This is a genomic window from Marinobacter sp., from assembly GCF_039977835.1.
In the GTDB taxonomy this organism is placed as follows: domain Bacteria; phylum Pseudomonadota; class Gammaproteobacteria; order Pseudomonadales; family Oleiphilaceae; genus Marinobacter.
In genome coordinates this window covers 315,617-339,785 of record NZ_JBDWCL010000072.1, presented here as the reverse complement: position 1 = coordinate 339,785, position 24,169 = coordinate 315,617, and the positions used below count along the sequence as shown (strand labels likewise).

Here is a 24,169-nt window from a genome sequence, read left to right as displayed (position 1 = left end):
CCCATGGCGATGGTTCAACCCCGCTCCACCAAGTATCGCGTTCTGGCATCCCATCTGGGAATGCTGGGGTTCATCGTGATCATTCTCTTTCCATTGCTGATGGTGATCTCCATCTCCTTCCGCAGTGGTAACTTCGCCTCAGGCAGCCTGCTGCCCGAGAACCCGTCGCTGGAGCACTGGTATCTGGCGCTTGGCATCCCCTACACCGGGGAAGATGGCACTGTAACCCAACCGCCGTTCCCGGTGCTGCTGTGGCTGTGGAACTCCATCAAGATTGCGGTGGTGTCCGCCGTGCTGATTCTGGCGCTTTCCACCACCAGCGCCTACGCCTTCGCCCGCATGCGGTTTGCGGGCAAAGGCTTCGTGCTCAAGTCCATGCTGATCTTCCAGATGTTCCCGCCGGTACTGTCACTGGTGGCCCTGTACGCTTTGTTTGACAAGATCGGCAACCACGTCAGCTGGCTGGGGCTGAATACCCACGGCGCGGTGATTGTGGCCTCGCTGGGTGGTATGGCGCTTCACATCTGGACCATCAAAGGCTATTTCGATTCCATCGACCGTTCCCTGGAGGAGGCGGCGATTGTAGATGGTGCCACCACATGGCAGGCATTCCGTTACATCCTGCTGCCCTTGTCGGTGCCCATACTGGTGGTGGTTTTCATATTGGCGTTCATCATGACCATCATGGAATACCCCATGGCGTCCGTGCTTCTGGTGGACACCGACAAGCTGACCCTGGCCGTGGGGGCGCAACAGTACCTGTACGAGCAGAACTACCTGTGGGGCGACTTTGCGGCTGCCGCGGTGCTCTCGGGACTGCCCATCACGCTCATATTCCTGTACTGCCAGAAATGGATTGTTGGCGGGCTTACAGCTGGTGGCGTCAAAGGATAATGCCACGGGCGTAAGGCCGAAAGTTCTCCTTCGCCGCCACGGATGATCCCGGGCGGCCCTTCCGCGAGCATTGCGTCTTCCTTTTTGCACTTCGCGACCCGGTCAGGCTAATATTCCCCCCCTGCTGACCGGGCTTTTTTGCTTTCCTTTGCCGCTACCTGAACGCTATTTGCAGTTACCTGACCGCTGAACAGTGGCCGCGGGCCTCCCGAAACACGTGGTGAATGCCCCCTCGTGCTTTCGGCTGCCACCTTGGTAGCTGAACAGGCCGGTAGGTACTTCCGAAACCGTGCGGAGCCATGGATGGCGGAGCCGAGCGTACACGGACGTATTCACAGCGTGTTTCGGAAGTACCTACCGGCCTGTTTAGCGGTCAGGTCGGATCATGGTGGGATCGGAAAGGCAAAAAAAGGGGTCGGTACGTGACAGAACCGACCCCTGAAAACCTTCAGAGCAGATTAGAAGTCAATGCAGGGTTCACGGTACAGGCGGGGGCAGGCGTTGCCGTCTTCACGGAACAGGTGGCACTTGATAGCGTTGAAGCCCAGAGTAACCCGCGTACCTTCCTGGACCGGGTCGCTGCCATCAGTACGCATGGTGATAACGCCATCCACGCCGTTGACGTCCATATGGACCAGGGTCTGGTAGCCCAGACGTTCGACTACGGTGACTTCGCCGTCCATGTACATATCTGCTTCATCACCGGTGGTGAGGTGCTCAGGGCGTACACCCAGGCTGACGGTTTCGCCGGAAGCCAGCTCGTGACCGTTGATGGGCAGCTCCAGGGAGTGTTTGCCGGGCAGGGTTACGGTAACGGACTGACTGCTGGCTTCGTCCACGGTGCAGTGGATAAAGTTCATTTTCGGCGAGCCAATAAACCCGGCCACGAACCGCGTGGCAGGGTAGTGGTAGAGCTCCATGGGCTTGCCCACCTGGGCGATTGTGCCGTTATCCAGGGCGACAATCTTGTCGGCCATTGTCATGGCTTCCACCTGGTCGTGGGTGACATACACCATGGTGGCGTCCAGGCGCTTGTGCAGGCGGGAGATCTCGATGCGCATCTGCACTCGCAGCGAAGCATCCAGGTTCGACAGGGGCTCGTCGAACAGGAAGACCGTGGGTTCCCGCACAATGGTTCGCCCAATCGCAACGCGCTGGCGCTGGCCACCGGACAGGTCCTTGGGTTTGCGTTCCAGCAGGTTGTCGAGCTGGAGCAGTCTGGCGGCATCGCTGACGCGGCGGTCAATTTCGGCCTTGTTGGTCTTGGCCAGCTTTAGGCCGAAGGCCATGTTCTCCGCCACGTTCATATGGGGGTACAGGGCGTAGGACTGGAACACCATGCCCACTTCCCGTTCCTTGGGAGGCAGATTGTTGACCTTGTCGTTGCCGATATACAGGTCGCCGGAGGTGATGTCTTCAAGCCCTGCAATCATGCGCAACAGCGTGGATTTGCCACATCCGGATGGGCCCACAAAGACCACAAACTCGCCGTCATCAATATCCAGGTTCACGTTGCGGGTAACCTGGGTTTCGTCATAACTCTTGCAGATGTTTCTTAGTGTGACGCTGGCCATAACGTATGTCTTCTTGTCTGGTCTATGGAAGCAGGGGGTCAGAGTGAGGCAATCTCGACACCCCATGGCTGCAATTCAACTTGCCGGTCGCTCCAGGCACCGCCGACAAAATCAGGCGTGCCTGCGACTGGCTGACCGGGCGCTGGCGCGGTTATCCGAACCGGCTTGTCCGTCAGGTTCAGGGCCACCAGAAAAGTCTCCCCCTGATAGCTGCGGGTGTACACCAGAGTCTCTTTCGGGCTTTTCTGAAACTCGATGTCACCCTTGAGCAGAACGGGCTGCTGCGCACGCCAACCCAGGAATGAGCGATACGCCTGCAGGATAGAGTTGTCTTCGTCATGCTGGACAGCCACTGCGGCGTTGTAGTGTTCATCATAAACCGGCAGCCATGGACGTGCATCGGAGAACCCGCCATGGGTTTCCCTGTGATGCCACACCATCGGGGTGCGGCAGCCGTCCCGGCCCTTGTATTCTGGCCAGAAATTTATGCCATAGGGATCAACCAGGTCGTGGTATTCCAGTTCTGCCTCGGTCAGGCCGAGTTCTTCGCCCTGATAGATGCAGACACTCCCGCGCAGGGTCAGCAGCATGGCCATGTAGGCTTTGAGTTGCTGCGCTGAAGCCGCTTCCCAGCGGCTGGCCACACGGGCGACATCGTGGTTGCCAATGGCCCAGCAGGGCCAGCCATCGGTCAGCTTCTTCTCAATGGAGTCGACAGTCTTCCTGAAGAAATCAGCGCCCCGTTGCTCGGTCAGCAGATCAAAGGAATAGGCCATGTGAAGCTTGTCGCCGCCCCCGGTGTATTCCGCCATGGTATCGAGGGAATTGTCGTCGCCGATTTCTCCCACGGTGGTGGTTCCGGGATACTGGTCCAGCAGCGTGCGCAGCCGCTGCAGAAAAGCCAGGTTTTCCGGGCGGGTCTTATCGTATTTGTGGAACTGGTAGGCGTAGGGATTTTCCTTACGGACGCCAATGGAGCCTTCTGCAACCGCGTCGCTGGGAGGGTTATCCCTCAGTTTCGGGTCATGGAAGCAGAAGTTTATGGCGTCCAGGCGGAAGCCGTCCACGCCCCGATCCAGCCAGAATTTCACGTCCGACAGTACCTGATCCACCACTTCCGGGTTGTGGAAGTTCAGATCGGGCTGGCTGGCCAGGAAGTTGTGCAGATAGTACTGCTTGCGCCGGCTGTCCCAGGCCCAGGCGGAACCACCAAACACCGACAGCCAGTTATTGGGGGGTGTGCCGTCTTTTCTGGGATCTGCCCAGACATACCAGTCCGATTTCGGGTTGTCGCGGCTGGCCCGGCTTTCCATAAACCAGCGGTGCTGGTCCGAAGAGTGGCTCAGAACCTGGTCAATCATGATCTTGAGGTCGCGCTTGTGAGCCTCGGCAATCAGATCGTCGAAATCTTCAATGGTGCCGAATATCGGGTCTACGTCGCGGTAGTCCGAAACGTCGTAACCAAAATCTTTCATGGGCGAGGTAAAGAACGGCGACAGCCAGATGGCATCTACGTTCAGGCTGGCGATGTAATCCAGCTTTGCGGTAACCCCGGGCAAATCACCGATACCATCGCCGTTGGAATCGTAGAAGCTACGCGGATAAACTTGGTAAATGACGGCGCCACGCCACCAGTCCGGGTTTTTGATCATCATGCCTCGCTTAACACCCTGGCGGTGAAAGATTGTTTTTGTCGGGAACGGAAGGTTTCCGTGGAAATTGCATTCACACATAGTGCGAGCAAGCAACAGACCGTTCATCCTCCTGCCGGACTTTTTGTTGGCGTAGCCCGGGGGATGAGGGGGGCGTAGAGGGGATGAGATGAGCGCAGGGGTAGAGGTAGTGTGAGGGGAGCCTCTGCCGATGAAGCGATCGGCGGGGGCTCAGTCAATAAAACAGGGTAGTTATCGTTTCCCTGCAGCAAGAGCCAGCACAAGGCTCGCAAGGGTAGATCCGGTCAGGGCACCCACAAATGGCATCAGAGTCGGAATGCCGCCCGGAAAGCTCGCAACTTCCAATCCGGTCATCAGGCTGCCACCGGCAACCCAGCCGGGTAGGATTGCCCCTGCCAGGCCGGCCAGGCCTCCCAGTACCGCTGCTGTCGTAGTCATTCTCTTCCAGAGGCCCATCAGCACCGGTATAACCGCGGTGGCGCAGAGCAGGTCGGCGATCAGGAACAGCCTGAGTACGGACACCCCCTGTAGAGATATGATCACCACCGGAATCATCAGGATGACGGTAATCCATCGTGCCGAGGTGATGGAAAGTCCCTGCTTCTCAGTGGCCGCCAGAGATGCCAGGGCATTCTGCAGGGTATCCACTGAGGAAGCGACCAGGGTCAGGGCCAGTACCAGGGCGGGGATCGTCAGCCACGCGGGCGCCCCGGAGAGCAGGGCAAAGAAGGGGATCGGCGGGGACCCGAGATCCACCCCGCTCATGGCGGCTGCAATACCCAGGGCGCCCACTACGGCAACCACCGCAATGGTGATGAACCCACCGAACAGGGCCCCCCGGCGCAGAGCGGAAGTGTCACGGGCCGACCACAGTCGCTGCCAGTAGCCCTGGTGAAACAGGTTGGCGGCCGTAACGGCAATCACAAGGGTCAGGGCGACGCCCAGAGCGCTGCCGAGGGGCGCCGAAGGCACGGTTGCCGTGGTCAGTTCAGGTAGCCGCTCCATGGCCACGACACCGACAATGGTCAGCAGGCCAATCAGCAGAAATGCCTGCCATTGGTCGGTGACAATACTGGCGCGCAAGCCACCCCAGGCAGTGTAAATCAATGTGGCGACGGCCACGCCCAACACGGCCAGATTACCGTTGACGCTGGAAAGCATCGAGGTGATGGCACCGATGGCCGTCAGTTCCGCAGTGACGAAACACAGCATGTAAAGTACGGAGATCAATGACACGTAGCGGCGCACAGCATTGCCATAGCAAGCCTGGGCAAATTCTCCAATGCTGCGGCCCTGGGGCAGGTACCGTCGAATGGCCGGGCCGCAGAACGCAAAGACGATAAATGGCAGCGCCGCCCCAAGGGCGTAACCGCCGAGGGCAATAGGCCCCACCAGCGCGCCTACTTCCGGAGGCGCAAACAGTATCCAGCCACCCATGCCGGAAGCGAGGAACGATAATCCCAGGGCCCGGGCTCCCTGGCTGTTGCGGGCCGTCACATAGTCGTCCAGGCCGCCATCTGCCAGGCGCGCTCGCATTCCGAGCCAGGTGAAAAGAATCAGGGCAGCTGCCAGAGCGGCTATGGTGGTGTAAAACATGATGGTGTTCTCCGCCGGTCGTGAAGCCCGGAATAGTGACACAGATCCGTGTTGAGTCAATTTTGACAAGCATCAAACACCTGTCAGTCCTATGCTTTACTGTAGGTGGAATTTATCCGGGAAACGCCCCGATAACAGGAGGTTCAAATGAGCAATCGCAAGTCGGAACTGGAAACCCTTCGCGCTGACCTGAAAGCGCGGCTGGCAAAGTATGAGGCCCATCAGCACCGTCAGGATGGGGCCCTGGAAAAGGATTCCGAAGAACAGGCGGTCCAGACCCAGAATGATGAAGTGGTGGATTCGCTGGAGACAGAAACCCGCAGTGAACTGGCCCAGATAGAGCGAGCCCTGGAAAGGCTGTCCAATGGAGTTGGGGACGAGTGTGAGAGCTGCGGGGAAGAGATAGACCCGCGGCGGTTGCAGGTACTGCCATACACCACGGTATGTGTGAAGTGCGCGGAAGATTGATCGTTAACAAGGAAGCCTGATGTCTGCAGCTGCCCGTTCTGAAACGTCCTCCGACGGCCTGCCGAAGAGCAGGGTCGCCGGGTTGATTCTCGGTCCCCTGTTTCTGCTCATGACTCTGGTTATGCCGGCCCCGGAAGGGATGGGCGCAGAGGCCTGGGCGGCACTGGGGCTGATGTTGCTGATGGCGACCTGGTGGTCCACGGAAGCGATACCCATTCCGGCAACGGCACTGATTCCGATTGTGCTGATACCTGCGCTGGGGCTGGGGGGCATCAACGACGCGACGATCCCCTATGCCAATCCCATCATTTTCCTGTTTCTTGGCGGTTTTACGCTGGGCCTGGCGATGCAACGGTGGAATCTGCACCGGCGTATAGCCTTGCTGACACTGCGCGGGGTGGGTGACAGGCCACGGCGCCAGATAGCCGGTTTCATGATTGCCACTGCCTTTCTGAGCATGTGGGTCAGCAACACGGCGACATCGATCATGATGTTGCCGATTGGCCTGTCAGTGATTGCGATGATGGACTCGTCGAACCCGGAAGGTGTGCGCCGCTACGCCACGGCGTTGCTTCTGGCAATTGCCTATTCTGCCAGCATTGGTGGAATAGCCACATTGATTGGCACCCCACCCAATGCTTTGCTGGCGGCCTACCTGAGTGAGAATCAGGGTATATCGGTTGGGTTTGCACAGTGGATGTTGCTGGGTATTCCAGTGTCGCTGGTGATGCTGTCCCTGACCTGGTGGTGGCTGACCCGAAGGGATTTCGGGCTGGGTAGCCAGGCTGGCAGTGGTGACATGATTCGAGACGAGTTAAAAGCACTTGGCGCATTGCAAAGAGGCGAAAAGCTGGTAGCCATGGTGTTCCTGGTGACGGCGGCGGCCTGGATCTTCCGGCCGCTGTTGTCAGATGGGTTCATGCCCTGGCTCAGTGATACCGGCATTGCCATCGCTGCGGCCATTGCCATGTTCCTGACCCCGGTTAACCTCAAAGAGCGGGAATTCCTGCTCGACTGGGAAACCGCCCAGGGGATTCCCTGGGGCGTATTGCTGCTGTTCGGCGGTGGACTGGCCATGGCGGGCGTAATCAGCAGCTCCGGCCTGGCGGAATGGATCGCAGAAAGCCTGTCAGTGGCTGGCCACCTGCCGGTGCTGATGATGGTGGCCCTGGTAGTGGGGGTTATTATTTTCCTCACCGAAGTCACCAGCAATACCGCCACAGCGGCGGCCTTCCTGCCGTTACTTGGGGCGCTTGCGATGTCCCAGGAACTGTCGGTTCTGCTGCTGACGGTGCCGGCCGCGATTGCAGCCAGTTGCGCGTTCATGATGCCGGTGGCGACGCCGCCCAACGCGATCGTTTTCTCCAGCGGGCATATGAAAATCCAGGATATGATCAGGACGGGTTTTGCCCTCAACATTCTCGGTATTCTTGTGGTGACAGCGCTGAGCTACCTGTTGCTTGGCCTGGTATTCGCGATCTGACCTCGGGGCTGAATAGGCCCCGATGTCATTCTCCCTGAATCTTGCTCAGCAAATCCTTGGCCAGTTCGATGGCCTCTGAACGGTGGCTGATGTTCTGCTTCTGGTAAAGACTTCGGATATGGGTCTTGACGGTTGTCGAGGCTACTTTCAGGTGCTCGGCAATCTGATCATTGGACAGGCCGGCGTGGATCAGGCTCAGAATCTGCCACTCCCGGCGGGTCAGTGGTGACGTCCGGATCAGCTCCGGGACATCGGGCCGATCGATAATGTCCTGAATAATGGCTTCGTCCAGCGAGATGCGAATCGCCCGGCTGAAGTCCCGCTGTTGCTGCGCCAGCTGGATCAGTCGTTCCGCCCGCTGCAGTTCCATGCCATCGATGGCTTCATCATTAATCAGCGCTTTGAGAATGACAATCAGCACCTTTCCCATGCGCAGGAAGCTGCCAACCGCGCCGGTGGTGCTGGCCAGCTGAAGCGCTGTCACCATGTGCCTGAGGGCATTCTCCCGGTCCTCGGTATTCCAGTACAGCAGCGCCAATGCAATGTGATTGCGGTTCAGGTCCGTTTTCAACCCGACCTGTTCAGCCACTGTCTGCAGTCCCGATAGCAGTGGTTGCGCCTTGCTGCAGAGGCCAAGGCTCATATAGGCCCGCGCCCGGTTGCGGCCGTTACACTGGTTGAAGTGGTTGGTTGCCGTGGCCGGATCAACCGGCGGGGCAATGGTCAGCCAGCGCTGGATTGAATCGTGGTCCCGCACGGCATCCCAGTAGGCCAGCATGGTGGCGTGGGCGTTGGCGACCCAGTCCAGGTGGTAATCGCCCGAGGCCAGCATTTTCTGGATTTTGGCGATATAGTCGGCACAAAGGCTCTGGCGGCCCCGGGCATGGGCGACCTTCGCCAGGGATGTATAGCTCTGCACGTACCAGCGTTCGCCTTGCGCTTCCAGAATCTCGATACCCTGAAGTGCGCAGCGTTCCGCATTTTCCAGGTGATGCCACTCCCACATGATCTGGCTGCGGATCCGGAACAGGAACTCCAGAATCGGAAGATGGTTGAGGTTGTTTTCCTCCGCATACTGGAATCCGCGTTCCTGGGTATTGTAGGCCTTTTGCAGCAGCCCCATTGCCACACTGATTTCAGATTGCTGGCACAAGGCCCAGATGACATTCTGGTGGGCCTGGTGGGCCCGGGCGAGGTGCTCGGTTTCCTGCATGCGGGCCAGGGCTTCTTCGAGCTCGCCCTGAACGAACAGGGCTTCGCCGATCACCGAGGCGGCGGCTACCCGGGAGGTGGGCAGATAGCGGGCCTCCTGATCTATCGCTTCCCGGGCAAGCGCCAATGCCCGCTCCCCATCACCGTAGTTCATGGCGACCTGGGCCCGGATAGCACTGAATTCGCCGTACACGGCCCGCTGGGTGTCCTCGGTCATGGAGGCTGCCAGCCTGGATTCGGCGGCAGACAGCCAGTTTTCCACATCGTCGAACTGATACTGGCCCTGGGCCACCCATGCCCGAAGCAGGGTAAGGGTGGGGTCCTGAGCAATGACATCCTGGGGCAGGGCGTCGAGGCACCGCTGCAGCAGGATAAACTGACCCTCAGTGAAGAACTTGCGTCCGTGAACGGTCAATACCCTGGTGATTCGTTCCGGGTCGTCGGCCTCCCGGGCGTGGCGTGCCGCTTCCTCGGCATGGTCCAGTTCCAGCCAGGCATCACAGGCACGTTGGTGCAGTCGCTGCCTGTTTTCCTCGGTTGTACAGCTGAGTAGATGCCGCAGATAAACCGAGAACAGTGGGTGGTAGCGGAACCAAAGGGCGGAATTGTCCACTGGGGTGATGAACAGCCCCATGGCAAGCAGGCTGCTTAACAGCGCCTGTCCGTCGCTGTCATCCATTACACGCATGACCATCCGCGCATTGAAACGGTCCAGTATGCTGGTGCGCAACAGGAATTTGCGTTGCTGCTCGGTCAGCCCGTGGCCGACCAGTTCATCAAAATAATCGAAGATGTGCTGGTTTCCGAACTCCAGTTGGTCAACAAAGTCGTTGAACTCAAGGCTGGTCATGGCCGAGGCCGACAAAAGCTGCAGGGCAGATACCCAGCCCTCAACACGCCTCACGGCTCTCTCTATGCTCTCACGGGAAATTTCGAACGGCAGCCGGCTGTCAAAATAGTGCTGGGCCTCATCGGCCCCAAAGGCCAGCTCGCGGGATGTGATTTCAGACATCCGTCCCTGCATGCGGAGCTGGGCAACGCCGATAGGCGGAATGGTGCGGGTAATCAGTACCAGCGTCAGACGGGCCGGCTGGTGCCGGAGCAGAAACCGTAACGCGTTGTGGATGTCCGGGTTGTCGATCTGGTGGTAATCGTCGAGCACCAGGTACAGCGGGTCCCCTTCCAGCGGTAGCTCCGCCAGCAGATCAGTAAGGAAATTCTCGAGATTGTCGTAACCCTTTTCCTGCAGCTTTCTAAGCGTGGCAGCGCAGTTACCGGGCACAGCCACCTCCAGAGCGTTAGCCAGATAGCCTGCGAATCTGGCCGGATCATTGTCGCCGATTTCCAGCCGATACCAGGCGGTATCGGCTTCAAGTGCACCGAGCCGGTCAGCAACGGTGGTGGTCTTGCCGTAGCCCGCCGGGGCGTGAACCAGCAACAGGCTGATCGGCTCCAGGCCATGGAGAAGGTCGTTGAACTTTTCCCGGTGCAGCAATGCGGGGGGCGGCTGGGGGCTCTGGTTTTTGGCGGTAATGAACGTCAGTTGTCCCGGGTTCAGTGTTGTTGTCATCAGGATCTTCAGTAATTGTTGTCAGACAGTGGCAAGGGATGTGATACCGGCTTTGAGCTTCGGCGTCAACTTCTCTCTGGTGTGTGTTGACGGGCATGAACCAGTTCTCAAAACCGGCAGAGAGGGCCCCTTCTGCAGCGGCAGATTTGAGGCACAGTTATCTTTAAGGGAGTAGCGATTTCGGTATCTTACCGTAACAAGATGTAACTCGGGAAACGTCATGTCTAATAATAACAGGGACTTCGTCTGACCATGCTGCTGGTACTCGCAGGATCCATCCTCACGTTCACCATGGCCCAGGAGGCCATCGTTGTTGAGCCCTATCAGCAGGGCACCATCGTGATTGAACAGGATTTCGATACCAGCCCGATAGAACTGAGAACCGACACCCGTGTGGAACCGCTGGTAGAACAGCAGTTTCGCAATATTGTGCGGCAGGCCTATGACTACAGCTGCGGCAGCGCGGCGTTAACCACCGTGCTGAATTATTACCTGGGCCGGAATCTTGGCGAACGGCAGGTGATGGAAGGCCTGCTTCACTATGGCGAGAGTGAGCGTATCGTCCAGCGACGTGCCTTCTCCATGCTTGATATGAAGCGGCTTGTGACAGCGCTTGGTTATCCATCAGGAGGCTTTCGCGCCACCATTGATGACCTGATTGACCTTGACCATCCGGCCATCGTTCCTATCCAGCACGCTGGCTTCAAGCATTTTGTGGTTCTCAGAACCATCCGGGACGGACGTGTGTACCTGGCCGACCCGGCAGTCGGCAATATTTCCTTCACGCTCGCCCAGTTCGAGGAAAAGTGGGATGACAATGTTCTTTTCATCGTGTTCCCCGGTAGCGACAAACCGCTGGATTACCTGGAGCTGAAGGAAGAGGACCTGCGGTTTGTGGATGACGACACGATGACATTGCTGGCGCTGCAGAAGATTCCCGAGTTTCACGAATCTACCGAACGCCGCATCCGGAACATGCTGGAACGCCAGAAGAACAACCCGGATGGCAGTGTCGAAAATACCAGAAAGCAGCTGTTCTACCGTCGCAATTAACGTGCGGGGCGCCTAAGCCCCTGCATAGGAACCATTACAAGTAAAATAAGGGAGTCAGGATGAATCGTTGGTTAGTGCGAGGTTTTATCCTTGTTTCCGTGACTGGCCTTTACTCAACCATGGCACTGTCGCAGGAAGGAAACGTAGACCAGGCCAGGGAGGCGCTTGCAAAACAGGAGGGTGATGAAGACTCTGCCAAGCAGCTCGAGGAAGTTTTTCAGTCGGCTGAAACCAGTTATTCGTTGCAGAAAAAGGGCACTCACGCGCTCAACTACTCCTTCGATTACTCCTACACCGGCGACCAGCGACTGGACCTGGCGATTACTGACGGCTCTGTCCGTAATCTGGATGTTGTGCCTTCCGCCACGCACAGTTTCACCAATGCATTCTCCTACGATTACGGTCTGCTGGATAACCTGACGGTGGGTACCCGAATTCCGCTGGTGGTCAAGCACGACACACAGGACGAACTCAGCGTTTACGATTTTGGCGACATCTCCGCTACGGCACGCTGGCAGCCCTTTTCCTACGTGCCGGGGAAAATGTCTACCACGGTTTTTGGTACTTTTACCTCCAAAACCGGGGTCAGCCCTTATGAAATCGATATCGATGAGCAGTTGTCCACCGGCAGTGGATACTACTCGCTGGCGGCTGGTGTGAGTGCGTCGAAGGTTCTGGATCCTGTGGTCGTGTTCGGCTCTGTCAGCTCAACCTACAACCTCCCGGAAACGGACCTCCAGCAAGTGAGGGGGGCAAGGGTACTGGAAGAAATTGAACCGGGCTTTGGTCTCTCTGCTTCTGGCGGTTTCGCCTATTCACTCTCCTATGACATTTCTCTCAGCATTTCGGCGCAACTGAGTTACAGCGACGAGACCATACTCTCCTTCAGCGATGGAACCCAGGCTGTTGCCCAGGACCAGATGAGTGGCTTTCTCAGCATGTCACTCGGCACCCGTGTGAGTGATACCACGATTGTTAATACCAGCCTTGGTATCGGCCTGACCGAAGACGCACCGGATTTCTCGTTGGGCGTGTCCCTGCCCATCAGATTCTCAGGTCTCAAAGAGTGAGTTCAGCCTCTGACGTTTTACGGGAAGGGAAGATTTCATGGGTATAACCAGCCACAAAAAACGGATTGCCGGTGCCGTCATCGCAGCCTCGGTAACCTGTGGTGTCGAGGCGCAGCTGGCACAGAACCTTACCATTCACCCCAAGGCCCTGGCATTGGGGAACGCCGTTACGGCAGATCCACCCGGTATCATGGCTATTCATTACAACCCGGCGGGCCTGACCAAGCTTGATGGGCGCCAGCTTGAAGTGAACCTGATGAGTATCTATCTCGACATTGATGCGGATTTCCACGCGCCGGACGGCTACGAGATCTTCGGCATTGATGGCCTTGAGACAGACCCACTGACCGGAAAACAGCGTGACCCCGTTGCCAACAAGCACAGTCATACCAACAATGTTGCTCTCTATGTGCCCGGCGTTGGCATACTGAGGGCGCCTCCGGGGCCGGCTGTGGCGCCATCAGCTGGTATCAGTATCAATCCGCCGGGGTCGAAGCTCACCTTCGGTAATGCCTTCTATCTGCCTCTGGCTGCTGGTTTCTATCGCGACAAGGACGATCCCGGTCGCTACATGCCCCAGGCTACGGCGCTTCAGCGGACAACGTATCTGTCGCCCACAGTCGGCTACAAAATCAATGATGAATGGGCCGTTGGTGCCGGTATCCACCTGTCACATATGGGCATTGCCGCTGACCAGTACATGCGTGCCCCGAATATGCTGCTGGGCGTTGCCGAAGTTCTTCAGGACGCCTTCAACTGTGAAAGTGGGGACGAGCCTCTGCAGCCCTGGCTGGCACTTTGCGGCGGTAATGTCGGCCCCTGGGACGATATTGGTGCGCTCAGTATCAATGTGCAGGAAACACTGTCGCCCACCTACGCGCTTGGGGTGATGTGGGAGCCGACGGACTGGTTTACCTGGGGCGCAAGCTATACCTCGGAAGCCGACATGAATCTCAAGGGCACCTTCGAGATCGAGTACACCGATGACTGGTCAGGCTTCTGGCAAAGTGTGAATGGGTCTGTGCTGGGTGCTATCACCTCGGCTATTCTGAGCCTGCCGTCCGGGGCGCCCCGCGAGGCCGGTAACGTATCCATGGACCTGACCTATCCCCAGCATTTTCAGACTGGTATCAGTGTGGATGTGCACCCCAAGCTGACGGTCAACGTGGATGTGGGCTGGACCGATTACAAACAGTGGGATGCATTTGTGTTCCGGTTTGACCGCAACCTGGAATTCCTCAATGCCGCGAGAATTCTGTCGCCCGACAATGCAACGCCGAACACCTTGCGACTGCCACTTGGATTTACCGACCAGTGGAACTGGGGATTCGGCCTGGAATTCCACGCCTCATCCCGTCTGGATCTCCGGGCAGGTGTCGAAATCCGCGATTCGGTCATTCCCGACGACCAGCGCAGTATCATGGCGCCGTTTGGTGGTGCCAATCTATACAGTATCGGCATGGGGTACCAGTGGGACAAGGATACTGAAATTGATATGAACCTGAGTTATCTGCAGTCCATTGAAACGATTCCGGCCAATGGCAGTTGTAACCTGAACTGTGACAATATAACCAACATCATCTACAACCCGTACGCGGGCCTTGATGTAAAAACCTCGCTCCGGGTGGTGATGGCGGGCCTCAGTTTCCGCACCAAATTCTGACGCAAAAACGTCTGCAAACAGGTGATCAGCCCCCATGTGTAAGTGCCGTTTGTTGGTTGTTAGCTGTCTGGTCGTCGCCCTGGCAGGGTGCCAGTCTTCAGGTCCTGACTCATCAGGTGACCGGTCGGGGTATTTTACCTGGGTCGATGAACAGGGGCGGGTGCGACATACCCCGATACCGAAAGCTGCCGTTGAGAGTGGCAAGGATGATGACAATCAGGGTCAGAATTCGAAGGGAGAAGAGCCGGGAAAAGGCCTTGAGAATTCAGCGGCTCAAGAATACGACGATGAATTCAATCTGGAAAACTATCCCGACGGTAATCAGTTGGAGAAAGACGGCTATATCCGCCCCGGCGAGCCCCAGCCATATTTCACCTGGCGGGATGCTGAGGGCAATGTCCGTGTCAGCTATTACCAGCCTGACACCCGCTCTGCTGTTGAAAAGGGGCGTATAAAACCGCCGGTTCAACTGACAGAGGCGAGTATTCATCAGCCCGGAGCGGTTTCCGGGGAAGCTGCCCTGCCGGAGGGCGCCGACCCCAAGGCCATGGCGGTTTTGGGTATGGAGCCAGAGGGTGAATCCTTCTTTGAGCAATGGTCCCGGGAGTGCTGCCGGACTATGGACAGGGCTGAGTCAGAGGGTTGGCAGCAGGGCCGGGAATTCGGCATTGATATGGACGAAACGGCTCCGGTCCATCCGTTCAGCACCGGCGATAGTCCCTATCGACTGGTAAGGCTGCCCCCGGCGGAAACCCATAATGACTTTATCCTTCGTCTCAGGTCGTTTGCCAGAAACGGGGTCTTTGTGCCCTCTGTGGCTTTCCTGGATGCCTCCTTCGCGCCTGTGCGTGTGGTAACTGACCTGGTCGCGGAGTACGTGCCGGAATCCTGGCACAGCCACGGCTACCTCCAGGCCTATATTCCGGTCTTTCCAGGGCGGGAGGAGCGCTGGATGGTACTGTTCACGCGCGACGAAGACCTGGAGGGTCAGACCGTCATTGAGGGAAAATACGGTCCCGAGGCCATTTCCCACACCCGTACTGGCGAGCTCGGCCTTTCACGGGAAGGCGAGTGAACAGGCACTAGTCTTCCGGCTTGCTGAGATCGAGCCACTGCTGGGACAGCCAGTAGAAGCTGCCATCCGGGGCAGGATGAGTGCAGTTATAGCGAAAACGACGACTGCTGAAACGCTCGGGGGCTTTGAGCATTATTGTGTTCCCGGCGGTCTCGAAATCGATACGTCCCTGTCCGGACGCAAAGCAGGTCAGCCGATCTGTGCTGATATTACTCGGGGTCGTGAACTCCAGTGTTGGCGGGTTGTTCTCGATAACACCGTCCGGTAGCTCGTTGGCATCAACAGGCAACGCCTTGCTGCGCAGCTTGTCCTTAAGGCTGTTGAGCTGGCCATAGGCATTTGCCATGGGGAAGCGGGGCAGGCGGGTGGCGCCGGAGGTAGCGCCAATGGCACCGGACTGCTGGCCGTAGCCCAGCCAACCGCGCTCAGCAACCTTCTCCTCCAGTGCTTCATCAAATTCGCCGTAGGGGTAGGCGAACATCGGAACATCAATGCCCAGCCTGTCTGACAGGGTTTCCTGGGCGGTATCCAGGCTGTTTTCCACGCGTTGAGCCCAGGCGTCCTGACTTTCGTCCGGACGCCTTGCCAGGTGGCCATGGTCTTCGCTGTGATTGGCAATGGTCACGCCATTTCTTTCACGCACCTCATCAAGCTGCTCCCAGGTCATGTAGCCATGACTGCCTACGGCATCGGTGTTCACGAAGATCGTGTACGGGTAACCTCGCTTGTCGAGCTCTGGTGCGGCGCTGTAATAGACTGATTCGTAGGCATCGTCAAAGGTAATGGCTACCTGCTTGTCGCCATCCAGCTTGCCATCGAGTGCCTCGCGGGTGCCGCTCTCCAGAGGTACAACGTCAATTCCCAGGTCTTCGATCATATCCATCTGTCCCTCGAACAGAGAAACCGAGGTGCTGGTTGATGGGGGCGTGGAATCACTGACATGATGATACTGAAGCACCACCAGATCAGCTTTCGCGCCCAGGGCAAAGCTGGCCAGCGATACCATCAGAAGAGATCGGGTCGTCATTCGTTTCACCATTGTGTCGTCCTCTGTGATCTGGATGTCCGGAGCTGTCAGTTTCTGAAATGTGCCTTCAGCACGGAAAACGCCTGATTCAGGTCTTGAATGGCTTCGGTTTCACCACCGCGGTCCGGGTGGGCCTGCATTACGGCTCTGCGGAACCGATGTTTGACCTCATCAAATCCCGCCGGTATGCCGTCAAAGCCCAGGGTGTCTGCTGCTTCGCGGATCTCCACCGGTTCCGGCCGATACCCGCTGCGCCCCGCCCAGAAGTCGTCCATCATCCGGTTGATGGATTCTTCGGGCATCTCATATTTTGACAGGTCCAGGTAGAACTTCCGTAACTCATCTGCCTGGTCAGGGACGCCTGTGCCGCTCACAACGGTGCTCTTCTGAAGCCGGATAACCAGGGGAGAAATGGTGAGCGTCTCGCCACTGGCAGCAAGTTGGTCACGGAGACGGTAAAGCACGTGAAACAGCAGGAAGTGGACCGGATAGAGCTTGTCCGGCTCCGCAAAGTTTACGGCGCCGATCAACTCCCAGGGCGCCTTTTGTAGCGTCTTGATAAGCCCGAGTTCATTAATTCCGGCGGGGTTCTGCCGGAGTATGTGTTCGGTGGCAACCAGCAGGTGCTGAATCTGGAAGTTCAGTTTGTTGTCCTGTGAGCCGGTACGGGGAGTTTGCGGGGCCTTCGCCGCCGTATCAGGTTGATTCATCCTGTCATGGTAGGTGACGGGGCGTTATTACGGAAGAGGGAGTCGAGTTTCAAACCGTTAAGAAACAGATTGGTCGCGAATCGTGTGGCATTTCTGGCCTCGGCTTCCGCCTGGGTCGGATACTTGTGCGCCCGGTGGGCAAGGCGCAGGCTGAGTTCATAGCCAACCCCGAAAAACGCAGCGCAAAGGTATTCCTGATCAAGATCAGGCAACAGGCCCCGCTCAATGGCGCTCTTAACATCATCTTCCAGTGAAATCATGGTGAGCCCGAGAATGTCTGAACCGAACAGGTCCCGTATGGCGCGGTCGTTGCGATGGGCCAGTTCATAAACCAGAGGATCATTGGCGGTGGCTTTGAACAGCGCGAAATAGGCGTAGTAGATGAAATCGTCTGCCGAATTGGCAGCCTGCCGGCTGTCGGCAAGATTGTGGTTCAGTTGGCCGAGAAAATCTGTCAGCAGGGCCGCGAAAATGTCCTGCTTGCTGGAAAAATAATTGTAGAAAGTGCCTGCCGCGAGGCCGGTGCGGCGTACGATATCGCGAATGGTGGAGTTGTCGTACCCGCGTTCCCGAAAACACTCCCGGGCAGCGTCCAGTATGGCTTCGCGGTTACGAATACGGTTGAATTCCCTTTTGCCACGGGCTTCTTTTTTTGTCTCTGACATATCCATGTCTGTATCCTGTCCCTGGAACATTTGCACGCGTATAATCCGACGCTCACTGACCCTATGAACGACGTTTATTTATGCCCGAAGCAATCACTGCCCACTTCGAAACTGCCCTGAGCTCTGAAGCAGAGCGCAGGCAGAAACTGGAATTCAACAAGCTGCAGAAACGCCTGCGCCGGGAAATGGGGCAGGCCATTGCTGATTTCTCGATGATTGAAGCCGGCGATAAAGTCATGTGCTGCCTTTCTGGCGGTAAGGACTCGTACGCCATGCTCGATATCCTGCTCAACCTTCAGAAAAGCGCGCCGGTGCGCTTTGATCTGATTGCCGTGAACCTGGATCAGAAACAACCGGGCTTCCCGGAGGAAGTGCTGCCGGACTACCTGGAGGCGCTCGGTATTGAGTACCACATCATCGAGAAGGACACTTACAGTATTGTTAAGGAAAAAGTGCCGGAAGGGAAGACCACCTGTGGACTTTGTTCACGCCTACGTCGCGGAATTCTTTATAATTTTGCGGAAGAACACGGTGTGACAAAGATTGCCCTGGGCCACCACCGGGATGATCTGCTGGAAACCCTGTTCCTGAATATGTTCTACGGCGGCAAGCTCAAGTCCATGCCGCCGGTGCTGCACAGCGATGACGGCCGTAATACGGTCATCCGGCCATTGGCGTATAGCCGTGAGAAGGACATTGCCCGCTACGCCGGGCTGCGGGAATTCCCGATCATTCCATGTAACCTCTGCGGCTCCCAGGAAAACCTGCAACGCCAGGTGATCAAGGACATGTTCCAGACCTGGGACAAGCAGCATCCCGGGCGGCTGGAAAGCATGTTCCGTGCCCTGTGCAATGTCGAGCCCTCCCATCTTGCCGATACGGGTCTTTATGATTTCCGTGAAGGAACCAGACGCTCAGGCGGTGGTCAGGCGGTTGAAACCATTGAGCCGGACGGCCCGGATTTCGGGCGGCTGGATGTGCTCAATATCTGAGGAAACGGCGGAACACTAGCCGTGCCCTGAATGCATCATTGCAGTGATTGGCAGGGTCCAGATCCCGAATCCGATCAGCAGCAACCCGGCTAACTGCCGGAAACGCTTCTGTTCCCGGAGCTTGCTGATCCAGGTGGCGGCGTAGCCGGTTGCCAGCATTGAGGGTAGGGTGCCCAATCCAAAGAACATCATGGTCGCAGCAGCACTGCCTACAGTAGGCTGCAGGGCGGCCCAGCCCAGCGTGCTGTAGACCAGACCACAGGGCAGCCATCCCCACAGTGCCCCTAGAGCCAGGGCCTGACCAGCGTGGTGTACAGGCAGGACGCGCCGGGTAAGGGGCGAAAGTCGTTTCCAGACCGGCCCCCCGATGCGCTCCACATAGCGGATGCCCTGCCACCACTGCCCCATGGACAGTCCCATCAAAATGAGTAATAGGCCTGCCAGAGTGCGGAGTACGGGGCCCAGTTGGGTCCAGTAGCCCGCGGCACTGGTACTGAGCAAGGCAAGCAACACCGCGATCAGGGTATAGCTGGCGATGCGCCCGCCGTTGAAAGCCAGCAGCATGAAGGTCTGGCGAAGACGAAACCCCTTGCCTACCGGTAGGGCCATGGACAGGGAAGCGCTGATCCCGCCACACATGCTCAGGCAGTGCGTGCTGCCCAACAGTCCGATCAGGAAGGCGCTGGAATTACTCAGGTAAAGTTCTTCGCCCATCAGGAGGTCTGGTCGTCTCCGGAATTGTTACCCTCGACCTTGTTCACCGGAGAGCGATTATTGCGGGTGGCCGTCTGCTGCTGTGGCTGCTTCGCGTCGTCCGGGATTTTGTCTTTGTCGTCGTCGTAGAGGATGCGATGGGCTGGCCCGTCCAGATCATCGTACTGACCGTTTTTGACTGCCCATGAGAACAGGACTATGCCCAAGGCTACGAGTACCAGCATGACCGGAACAAGGATCATTACGATTTTCACGGTGCTACCTCAAGCATTGCGGGTGATTTCTCTTCCACGGTATCAGGACGTTGCCTCGGCGCCAACCGTCGGCGCGGGCGATTCCGGCCGTTGCCGTGCTCCCCCCAGTCTCATGGCATTGAGGACCACGACCAACGAGCTGATTGACATCCCGATGGCTGCCAGCCAGGGTGGTACCAGCCCGGCTGCTGCCAGGGGAAGGGCGCACAGGTTATAGCCGAGGGCCCAGGCCATGTTCTGGCGAATGATGCGACGGGTGCGTTGGGCGGTTTTCAGCGCTTCGGCCAGCTGGGTGAGCTGCCCGTTCAGCAGCACAGCGTCTGCCTTGAGCTGTGTCAGATCAGCGGCACTGCCCATAGCCACCGACACACCTGCGCCTGCCATGGAGGGCAGATCGTTGAGTCCATCCCCTACCATCATGATGTGGCGGCCCTGCTCACGTAGATCCTCAAGAACCTGAAGCTTTTCTTCTGGCGATGCCTGGCCGATGGCTTCATCAATACCCAGCGCTTGCGCAATCTGCGTAACATGGCCGGAGCGGTCGCCACTGAGCAGGATTGTGCGCAGCCCGGCCTGTTGCAGTAGTTGAACTGCTTCTTTTGCCTCCGCCCGGGGCTGGTCGTCCAGGGTGAATCGGGCGAGCCATTGCGAGTCGTTCGCCAGCCAGACTTCCATGCCCCGATGGTCGTCGCATGGGGGCGACTCATGACCCGTACTGGTCTGGACGAAATCCTTGTGGCCTATGTAGAGGTGATGCCCGTCGAGTTCGCCGGACAATCCGCCGCCGAGATGGTTCTGTACGTTCTGCGCGGAGGGGCTTCGCAGATGGTGAAACACCCTGGCAACAGGATGTTCAGAGTGTTTCTCCAGGCTCGCTGCCATTTCAAGACATTGCTCACGGCCGAAGGGTCCGACCACGTGGGTGTCTACGAGGCTGAGCTCACCCCGGGTCAGAGTTCCGGTTTTGTCGAAAATGACCGTATCGATGGTATTCAGAGATTCGAGCGTATGTCCGCGGGTGGGCAGCAGTCCCAGCTTCCGGAGCCGCATGGTGGCCGAGGTAATGGCAGTTGGTGTGGCCAGGGAAAGGGCGCAGGGGCAGGTTACCACCAGTACTGACAGGGTGATGTCGAAGGCATTGTCCGCGCCCGCCAGCCACCAGCCAAGCCAGATGACGGGTGCGAGGATCAGTATACGGCTGACAAAAACACCGGCGATGCGGTCCGCCATCAGTGCGACGGGTGGTTTTTCCGCCTGAACCCGGTCAAGTATGCGAAGGATACCCGACAGCCGCGTCTGCCCCCCCGCGCGGCGGACTTCCACTTCCAGCGGGTTCTCGCCGTTCACACTGCCGGCATGCACCTCATCCCCGGGATGGCGGGTTTCCGGCAGATACTCGCCGGTCAGAGCGGCTTCATTAAGAGTCGAATTGCCGCTGACAATGATGCCGTCGGCCGGCAGGGTTTCCCCGGGCCTGACTCTGATCACGTCGCCCCTGGCCAGGTCATGGGTCGAGATAATCTCGCTTTCGTTGCCACGTAGACGGCTGGCCACCATTGGCTGGAAACCAGCCAGGGCATTACCCGTCAGCCCCGCCCGGTAACGTGCCTGCATTTCGATGTAACGGCCGAGCTGGAGGAAGAACGTGAACATGCACACGGATTCGAAGTAGACTTCTTCGCCCCCGAATACGGTCACCCAGGCACTGGCAATGTAGGCCAGCCCGATGGCCGTGGCTACAGGCACATCCATGGTCAGATGTCGGCTACGGAGGTCTCTCACTGTGTTGGTAAAGAAAGGACGCGCACTGTAGAAGACCACAGGGGTAGCCACCAGAAGGCTGAACCAGCGGAAGAAGCTGACAAACTCCGGAGACAGCTCGCTGACCAGCTCAAAATACAATGGAAAAGCCAGCATCATGGTCTGGAAAGAGCCGATGCCTGCAACGGCCAGGCGGATCAGCGCCGACCGGTGCTCTGCTTTCAGTGCTTTCTCGGCCTCATCCGCCTGGTAGGGGCGTGCCCGATAACCCAGTTCGTGGATGGCAATCAGCAACGCACTGAGCCTGGCCTGCTCCGGATTCCAGACCAGGCGAGCTCGCTGAGTGCTATGATTGACGGAGAAAGAGATTACCCCGGGTTGCTTTGCCATATGATTTTCCAGCAACCATATGCAGGCGGCGCAGGTAATGTCGTTGATAAGCAGGGTGGCTTCCTGGCCTGACTTGACCGGCGATACGAAGGATTTCTGGACCAGGGGATGGTCCAGTTCCGTTATCCGGTTGAGCTCGGATTGCGTCAGCTGCTTCGGTGTAACGGCCGGCTCGGTACGGAATTGATAGAAGCCGTCGAGACCCTCCGCCCGGATGGTCTCGCAGACGGCTTTGCAGCCCTGGCAGCAGAAGTGACGCAGCTCTCCCTCAAGCTCGAGTGTGATGGCGGGTTTGCCGGGTGCCGGCTCCCCGCAGTGAAAGCAATTCAAGGGTTTCACCCGCGGTCTTCAGAGGCCTTGCCGAGAGTCAATGGATGCTCTGATGGCAGGGTGGACTCACCTTTGAGTCGCCAGTTGTTATCCGGTCCCCGCAGATCAAAGTACCAGCGACCCTCAATGGGTTGATTGAGGTTCGCCACATACTGTCCTTCACCCATTGCACGAAACTGGATAGTACGGTCCCGTTCCGCGATGGTCGGGTGGAAAAGGTTGAGGATCAGGTAGGGGAAATCAGAAGTGCCTTCCGAAGTATTCATCGACAGGCTGATTTCCCGCTCCTTGAAGGCCATTTCGGCGCTGAGGCCGAGATCTTTCGCAGCCTGGTCACGAGCGATCTCCATATTGATGCCGCGACCTTCCTTGGAGTAATCGTCGGTAACCATGGAGTTGTCGGTGTTGAGGGCGACCGTGATCGCGACAGTACACCAGACAATAGCGGCTCCCGGAAAAATCAGCAGGAACAGGAGCCATGGCTGACGGTACCAGGGACCTGCGGATGTGTTCTCAGTCATAGTTGTATCTCACACTGCTGACTCCAGGAATCAGCGATTGGGGGCAATAAAACGGCTTTCCGTTTCCAGTACCAGCGATTCGTCAGATTGTGATTCAATCCTGAACATGATGGCATTGTTGCTTTCCGAGATGATTTCGGGGTCGACATCCACCACGGTCGGAACAGAGCGGTTTTCGCCGCTGTCGACGGTGACGGTGGTTTCTGTCAGCACTCTGATGCTCTCAAGGCCCGAGGCCGAGATTGTAAAGACCTGTGGTACTTCGGTCATGTTGGCGATCTTCAGGGTATAGCTGTTCTCGATACGGCCCTCACCATTGTAGCCAAAGGGTGCCCCACGATCTTTGAGCACGTCGAGCTGTGCAGGAACCCGCGTCATGATCGTGACGGTAATGGCGGCCATCATCGCCAGCAATACCAAACCGTAGCCGAAGGTTCGGGGCCGCAGGAGCTTGGAGGTTTTGCCTTCAAGTTCGTTCTCCGTGGTATAGCGGATAAGACCCCGTGGATAGTTCATCTTGTCCATGACTTCGTCACAGGCATCGATACAAAGGGCACAGCCAATGCATTCATACTGCAGGCCATCGCGGATATCGATGCCGGTCGGGCAGACCTGGACACACTGACCACAGTCGATACAGTCGCCCAGGCCCAGTTCCGCAGGGTCGACGCCTTTCTTGCGGCTGCCCCGCGGCTCTCCCCGGTTGGGGTCGTACGAAACCACGCGGGTGTTGGGGTCGAACATCACGGACTGAAAGCGGGCATACGGGCACATGTACAGGCACACCTGCTCACGCATCCAGCCCGCGTTCAGGTAGGTGGCAACGGTAAAGAAAGCGACCCAGAAGTAGGCCCAGCCATTCGCCTGCAGGGTAAACAGGTCTGCGATCAGTTCGCGGATGGGGTAGAAGTACCCCACAAAGGTAACGCCGGTGGCGAGCGCGATAAGCAGCCAGGCGGAATGCTTGGCGGATTTCTTGGCAATCTTCTCAGCCGAGCGGGGCGCTTTGTCCAGTTTCATGCGCTTGTTGCGGCTGCCCTCAATGCGCTCTTCTACCCACATAAAGATGAAGGTCCAGACGGTTTGCGGGCAGGTATAACCGCACCACACCCTGCCAAAGAGCGTGGTAATAAAGAACAGGCCGAAGGCAGAGATGATCAGCATGCCGGAGAGCAGGATAAAGTCCTGAGGGTAGAATGTGGCGCCATAGAGGTGAAATTCCCGCGCTGGCAGGTCAAAGTGAATCAACGGCTGGCCATCCACGGTGATCCAGACAAACAGGAAATACATGCCCATCAGGGCCGTCAGACTGACATTGCGGATACGCTGAAAGAAGCCCTTGACCTCTTTCACATAGATCTTCTTGCGGCTGGCGTATAGCTCGACAGTTCCGGCGTTGTTGTTTTTTTTGTCGGAGGCGTCAGAGGATGGGTCAACCTGTTTGACCGGAATCTCACTGCTCATCGTTAACCTC

General features: G+C 57.8%; 20 protein-coding genes. 8 read left to right on the top strand and 12 right to left on the bottom strand.

Annotated elements, in window-relative coordinates:
* Positions 1–3 precede the first annotated feature (3 nt).
* Positions 4–894 carry a maltose ABC transporter permease MalG gene (gene malG, locus ABJM11_RS22230; protein ID WP_012137814.1) on the top strand — a complete coding sequence of 297 codons (891 nt, stop codon included), beginning with the start codon at positions 4–6 and terminating at the stop codon, positions 892–894.
* A gap of 458 nt (positions 895–1,352) precedes the next feature.
* Here malG and malK read toward each other — a convergent pair whose 3' ends face one another.
* The 3 genes from malK to ABJM11_RS22215 form a co-directional block, all read right to left on the bottom strand.
* Complete coding sequence (gene malK, locus ABJM11_RS22225; RefSeq protein WP_348295538.1) at positions 1,353–2,468, bottom strand: maltose/maltodextrin ABC transporter ATP-binding protein MalK; 1,116 nt, start codon at positions 2,466–2,468, stop codon at positions 1,353–1,355.
* A gap of 38 nt (positions 2,469–2,506) precedes the next feature.
* Entirely contained in the window at positions 2,507–4,123 is a 1,617-nt protein-coding gene (locus ABJM11_RS22220; RefSeq protein WP_407070028.1) for an alpha-glucosidase, read from the bottom strand.
* A gap of 249 nt (positions 4,124–4,372) precedes the next feature.
* The gene (locus ABJM11_RS22215; RefSeq protein WP_348295537.1) at positions 4,373–5,737 is read right to left on the bottom strand and encodes a sodium:solute symporter family transporter; all 1,365 of its coding nucleotides are present in this window, start codon (positions 5,735–5,737) and stop codon (positions 4,373–4,375) included.
* A 147-nt stretch (positions 5,738–5,884) separates the two neighbouring features.
* Here ABJM11_RS22215 and ABJM11_RS22210 point away from each other — a divergent pair, with 147 nt between their 5' ends.
* Positions 5,885–6,205, top strand: a complete 321-nt coding sequence (locus ABJM11_RS22210) for a TraR/DksA family transcriptional regulator (RefSeq protein ID WP_348295536.1) — start codon at positions 5,885–5,887, stop codon at positions 6,203–6,205.
* A gap of 19 nt (positions 6,206–6,224) precedes the next feature.
* Positions 6,225–7,688, top strand: a complete 1,464-nt coding sequence (locus ABJM11_RS22205; protein ID WP_348295535.1) for a DASS family sodium-coupled anion symporter — start codon at positions 6,225–6,227, stop codon at positions 7,686–7,688.
* Between the two features lie 25 nt (positions 7,689–7,713).
* On the opposite strand, the gene malT is transcribed toward ABJM11_RS22205, so the two are convergent.
* Positions 7,714–10,470, bottom strand: coding sequence for an HTH-type transcriptional regulator MalT (gene malT / locus ABJM11_RS22200; RefSeq protein ID WP_348295534.1), 2,757 nt, complete (start codon positions 10,468–10,470; stop codon positions 7,714–7,716).
* A gap of 252 nt (positions 10,471–10,722) precedes the next feature.
* Between malT and ABJM11_RS22195 the strand changes: the two genes are divergently transcribed.
* Genes ABJM11_RS22195 through ABJM11_RS22180 form a run of 4 tightly spaced genes read left to right on the top strand, consistent with a single transcriptional unit; the run spans position 10,723 to position 15,331 of the window.
* Positions 10,723–11,523, top strand: coding sequence for a C39 family peptidase (locus ABJM11_RS22195; protein ID WP_348295533.1), 801 nt, complete (start codon positions 10,723–10,725; stop codon positions 11,521–11,523).
* A 59-nt stretch (positions 11,524–11,582) separates the two neighbouring features.
* Positions 11,583–12,593 (top strand): transporter, encoded by a 1,011-nt coding sequence (locus ABJM11_RS22190; protein ID WP_348295532.1) that lies wholly within the window; start codon positions 11,583–11,585, stop codon positions 12,591–12,593.
* Positions 12,594–12,630: 37 nt separating this feature from the next.
* Positions 12,631–14,256, top strand: coding sequence for an outer membrane protein transport protein (locus ABJM11_RS22185; protein WP_348295531.1), 1,626 nt, complete (start codon positions 12,631–12,633; stop codon positions 14,254–14,256).
* A gap of 34 nt (positions 14,257–14,290) precedes the next feature.
* Positions 14,291–15,331, top strand: coding sequence for a MalM family protein (locus ABJM11_RS22180; RefSeq protein WP_348295530.1), 1,041 nt, complete (start codon positions 14,291–14,293; stop codon positions 15,329–15,331).
* Positions 15,332–15,338: 7 nt separating this feature from the next.
* Here ABJM11_RS22180 and ABJM11_RS22175 read toward each other — a convergent pair whose 3' ends face one another.
* Genes ABJM11_RS22175 through ABJM11_RS22165 form a run of 3 tightly spaced genes read right to left on the bottom strand, consistent with a single transcriptional unit; the run spans position 15,339 to position 17,733 of the window.
* Entirely contained in the window at positions 15,339–16,358 is a 1,020-nt protein-coding gene (locus ABJM11_RS22175) for a polysaccharide deacetylase family protein (RefSeq protein ID WP_348295529.1), read from the bottom strand.
* Positions 16,359–16,405: 47 nt separating this feature from the next.
* Entirely contained in the window at positions 16,406–17,068 is a 663-nt protein-coding gene (locus ABJM11_RS22170) for a DNA-J related domain-containing protein (protein ID WP_348295528.1), read from the bottom strand.
* Positions 17,065–17,733, bottom strand: coding sequence for a TetR/AcrR family transcriptional regulator (locus ABJM11_RS22165; RefSeq protein ID WP_348295527.1), 669 nt, complete (start codon positions 17,731–17,733; stop codon positions 17,065–17,067). The genes ABJM11_RS22170 and ABJM11_RS22165 overlap by 4 nt, the downstream gene beginning before the upstream one ends.
* Before the next feature lie 80 nt (positions 17,734–17,813).
* Between ABJM11_RS22165 and ttcA the strand changes: the two genes are divergently transcribed.
* Entirely contained in the window at positions 17,814–18,725 is a 912-nt protein-coding gene (gene ttcA, locus ABJM11_RS22160; RefSeq protein ID WP_348295526.1) for a tRNA 2-thiocytidine(32) synthetase TtcA, read from the top strand.
* A gap of 15 nt (positions 18,726–18,740) precedes the next feature.
* Here the strand turns inward: ttcA and ABJM11_RS22155 are convergent, their stop codons facing one another.
* The 5 genes from ABJM11_RS22155 to ccoG are packed head-to-tail and all read right to left on the bottom strand — an operon-like array spanning position 18,741 to position 24,159.
* Positions 18,741–19,439, bottom strand: a complete 699-nt coding sequence (locus ABJM11_RS22155) for a sulfite exporter TauE/SafE family protein (protein ID WP_348295525.1) — start codon at positions 19,437–19,439, stop codon at positions 18,741–18,743.
* Positions 19,439–19,693 (bottom strand): cbb3-type cytochrome oxidase assembly protein CcoS, encoded by a 255-nt coding sequence (ccoS, locus tag ABJM11_RS22150; protein WP_348295524.1) that lies wholly within the window; start codon positions 19,691–19,693, stop codon positions 19,439–19,441. Before ccoS ends, ABJM11_RS22155 begins: the two co-directional genes overlap by 1 nt.
* A gap of 42 nt (positions 19,694–19,735) precedes the next feature.
* Entirely contained in the window at positions 19,736–22,183 is a 2,448-nt protein-coding gene (locus ABJM11_RS22145) for a heavy metal translocating P-type ATPase (protein ID WP_348295523.1), read from the bottom strand.
* Positions 22,180–22,695 carry a FixH family protein gene (locus ABJM11_RS22140; RefSeq protein ID WP_348295522.1) on the bottom strand — a complete coding sequence of 172 codons (516 nt, stop codon included), beginning with the start codon at positions 22,693–22,695 and terminating at the stop codon, positions 22,180–22,182. The genes ABJM11_RS22145 and ABJM11_RS22140 overlap by 4 nt, the downstream gene beginning before the upstream one ends.
* A gap of 30 nt (positions 22,696–22,725) precedes the next feature.
* Positions 22,726–24,159, bottom strand: a complete 1,434-nt coding sequence (gene ccoG, locus ABJM11_RS22135; RefSeq protein WP_348295521.1) for a cytochrome c oxidase accessory protein CcoG — start codon at positions 24,157–24,159, stop codon at positions 22,726–22,728.
* Positions 24,160–24,169: the final 10 nt, after the last annotated feature.

Excerpts from the sequence above, each read along its gene's own strand:
- malG (WP_012137814.1), top strand. The coding sequence starts at position 4 with ATGGCGATGGTTCAACCCCGCTCCACCAAGTATCGCGTTCTGGCATCC.
- malK (WP_348295538.1), bottom strand. The coding sequence starts at position 2,468 with ATGGCCAGCGTCACACTAAGAAACATCTGCAAGAGTTATGACGAAACC.
- ABJM11_RS22220 (WP_407070028.1), bottom strand. The coding sequence starts at position 4,123 with ATGATGATCAAAAACCCGGACTGGTGGCGTGGCGCCGTCATTTACCAA.
- ABJM11_RS22215 (WP_348295537.1), bottom strand. The coding sequence starts at position 5,737 with ATGTTTTACACCACCATAGCCGCTCTGGCAGCTGCCCTGATTCTTTTC.
- ABJM11_RS22210 (WP_348295536.1), top strand. The coding sequence starts at position 5,885 with ATGAGCAATCGCAAGTCGGAACTGGAAACCCTTCGCGCTGACCTGAAA.
- ABJM11_RS22205 (WP_348295535.1), top strand. The coding sequence starts at position 6,225 with ATGTCTGCAGCTGCCCGTTCTGAAACGTCCTCCGACGGCCTGCCGAAG.
- malT (WP_348295534.1), bottom strand. The coding sequence starts at position 10,470 with ATGACAACAACACTGAACCCGGGACAACTGACGTTCATTACCGCCAAA.
- ABJM11_RS22195 (WP_348295533.1), top strand. The coding sequence starts at position 10,723 with ATGCTGCTGGTACTCGCAGGATCCATCCTCACGTTCACCATGGCCCAG.
- ABJM11_RS22190 (WP_348295532.1), top strand. The coding sequence starts at position 11,583 with ATGAATCGTTGGTTAGTGCGAGGTTTTATCCTTGTTTCCGTGACTGGC.
- ABJM11_RS22185 (WP_348295531.1), top strand. The coding sequence starts at position 12,631 with ATGGGTATAACCAGCCACAAAAAACGGATTGCCGGTGCCGTCATCGCA.
- ABJM11_RS22180 (WP_348295530.1), top strand. The coding sequence starts at position 14,291 with ATGTGTAAGTGCCGTTTGTTGGTTGTTAGCTGTCTGGTCGTCGCCCTG.
- ABJM11_RS22175 (WP_348295529.1), bottom strand. The coding sequence starts at position 16,358 with ATGACGACCCGATCTCTTCTGATGGTATCGCTGGCCAGCTTTGCCCTG.
- ABJM11_RS22170 (WP_348295528.1), bottom strand. The coding sequence starts at position 17,068 with ATGAATCAACCTGATACGGCGGCGAAGGCCCCGCAAACTCCCCGTACC.
- ABJM11_RS22165 (WP_348295527.1), bottom strand. The coding sequence starts at position 17,733 with ATGTCAGAGACAAAAAAAGAAGCCCGTGGCAAAAGGGAATTCAACCGT.
- ttcA (WP_348295526.1), top strand. The coding sequence starts at position 17,814 with ATGCCCGAAGCAATCACTGCCCACTTCGAAACTGCCCTGAGCTCTGAA.
- ABJM11_RS22155 (WP_348295525.1), bottom strand. The coding sequence starts at position 19,439 with ATGGGCGAAGAACTTTACCTGAGTAATTCCAGCGCCTTCCTGATCGGA.
- ABJM11_RS22140 (WP_348295522.1), bottom strand. The coding sequence starts at position 22,695 with ATGACTGAGAACACATCCGCAGGTCCCTGGTACCGTCAGCCATGGCTC.
- ccoG (WP_348295521.1), bottom strand. The coding sequence starts at position 24,159 with ATGAGCAGTGAGATTCCGGTCAAACAGGTTGACCCATCCTCTGACGCC.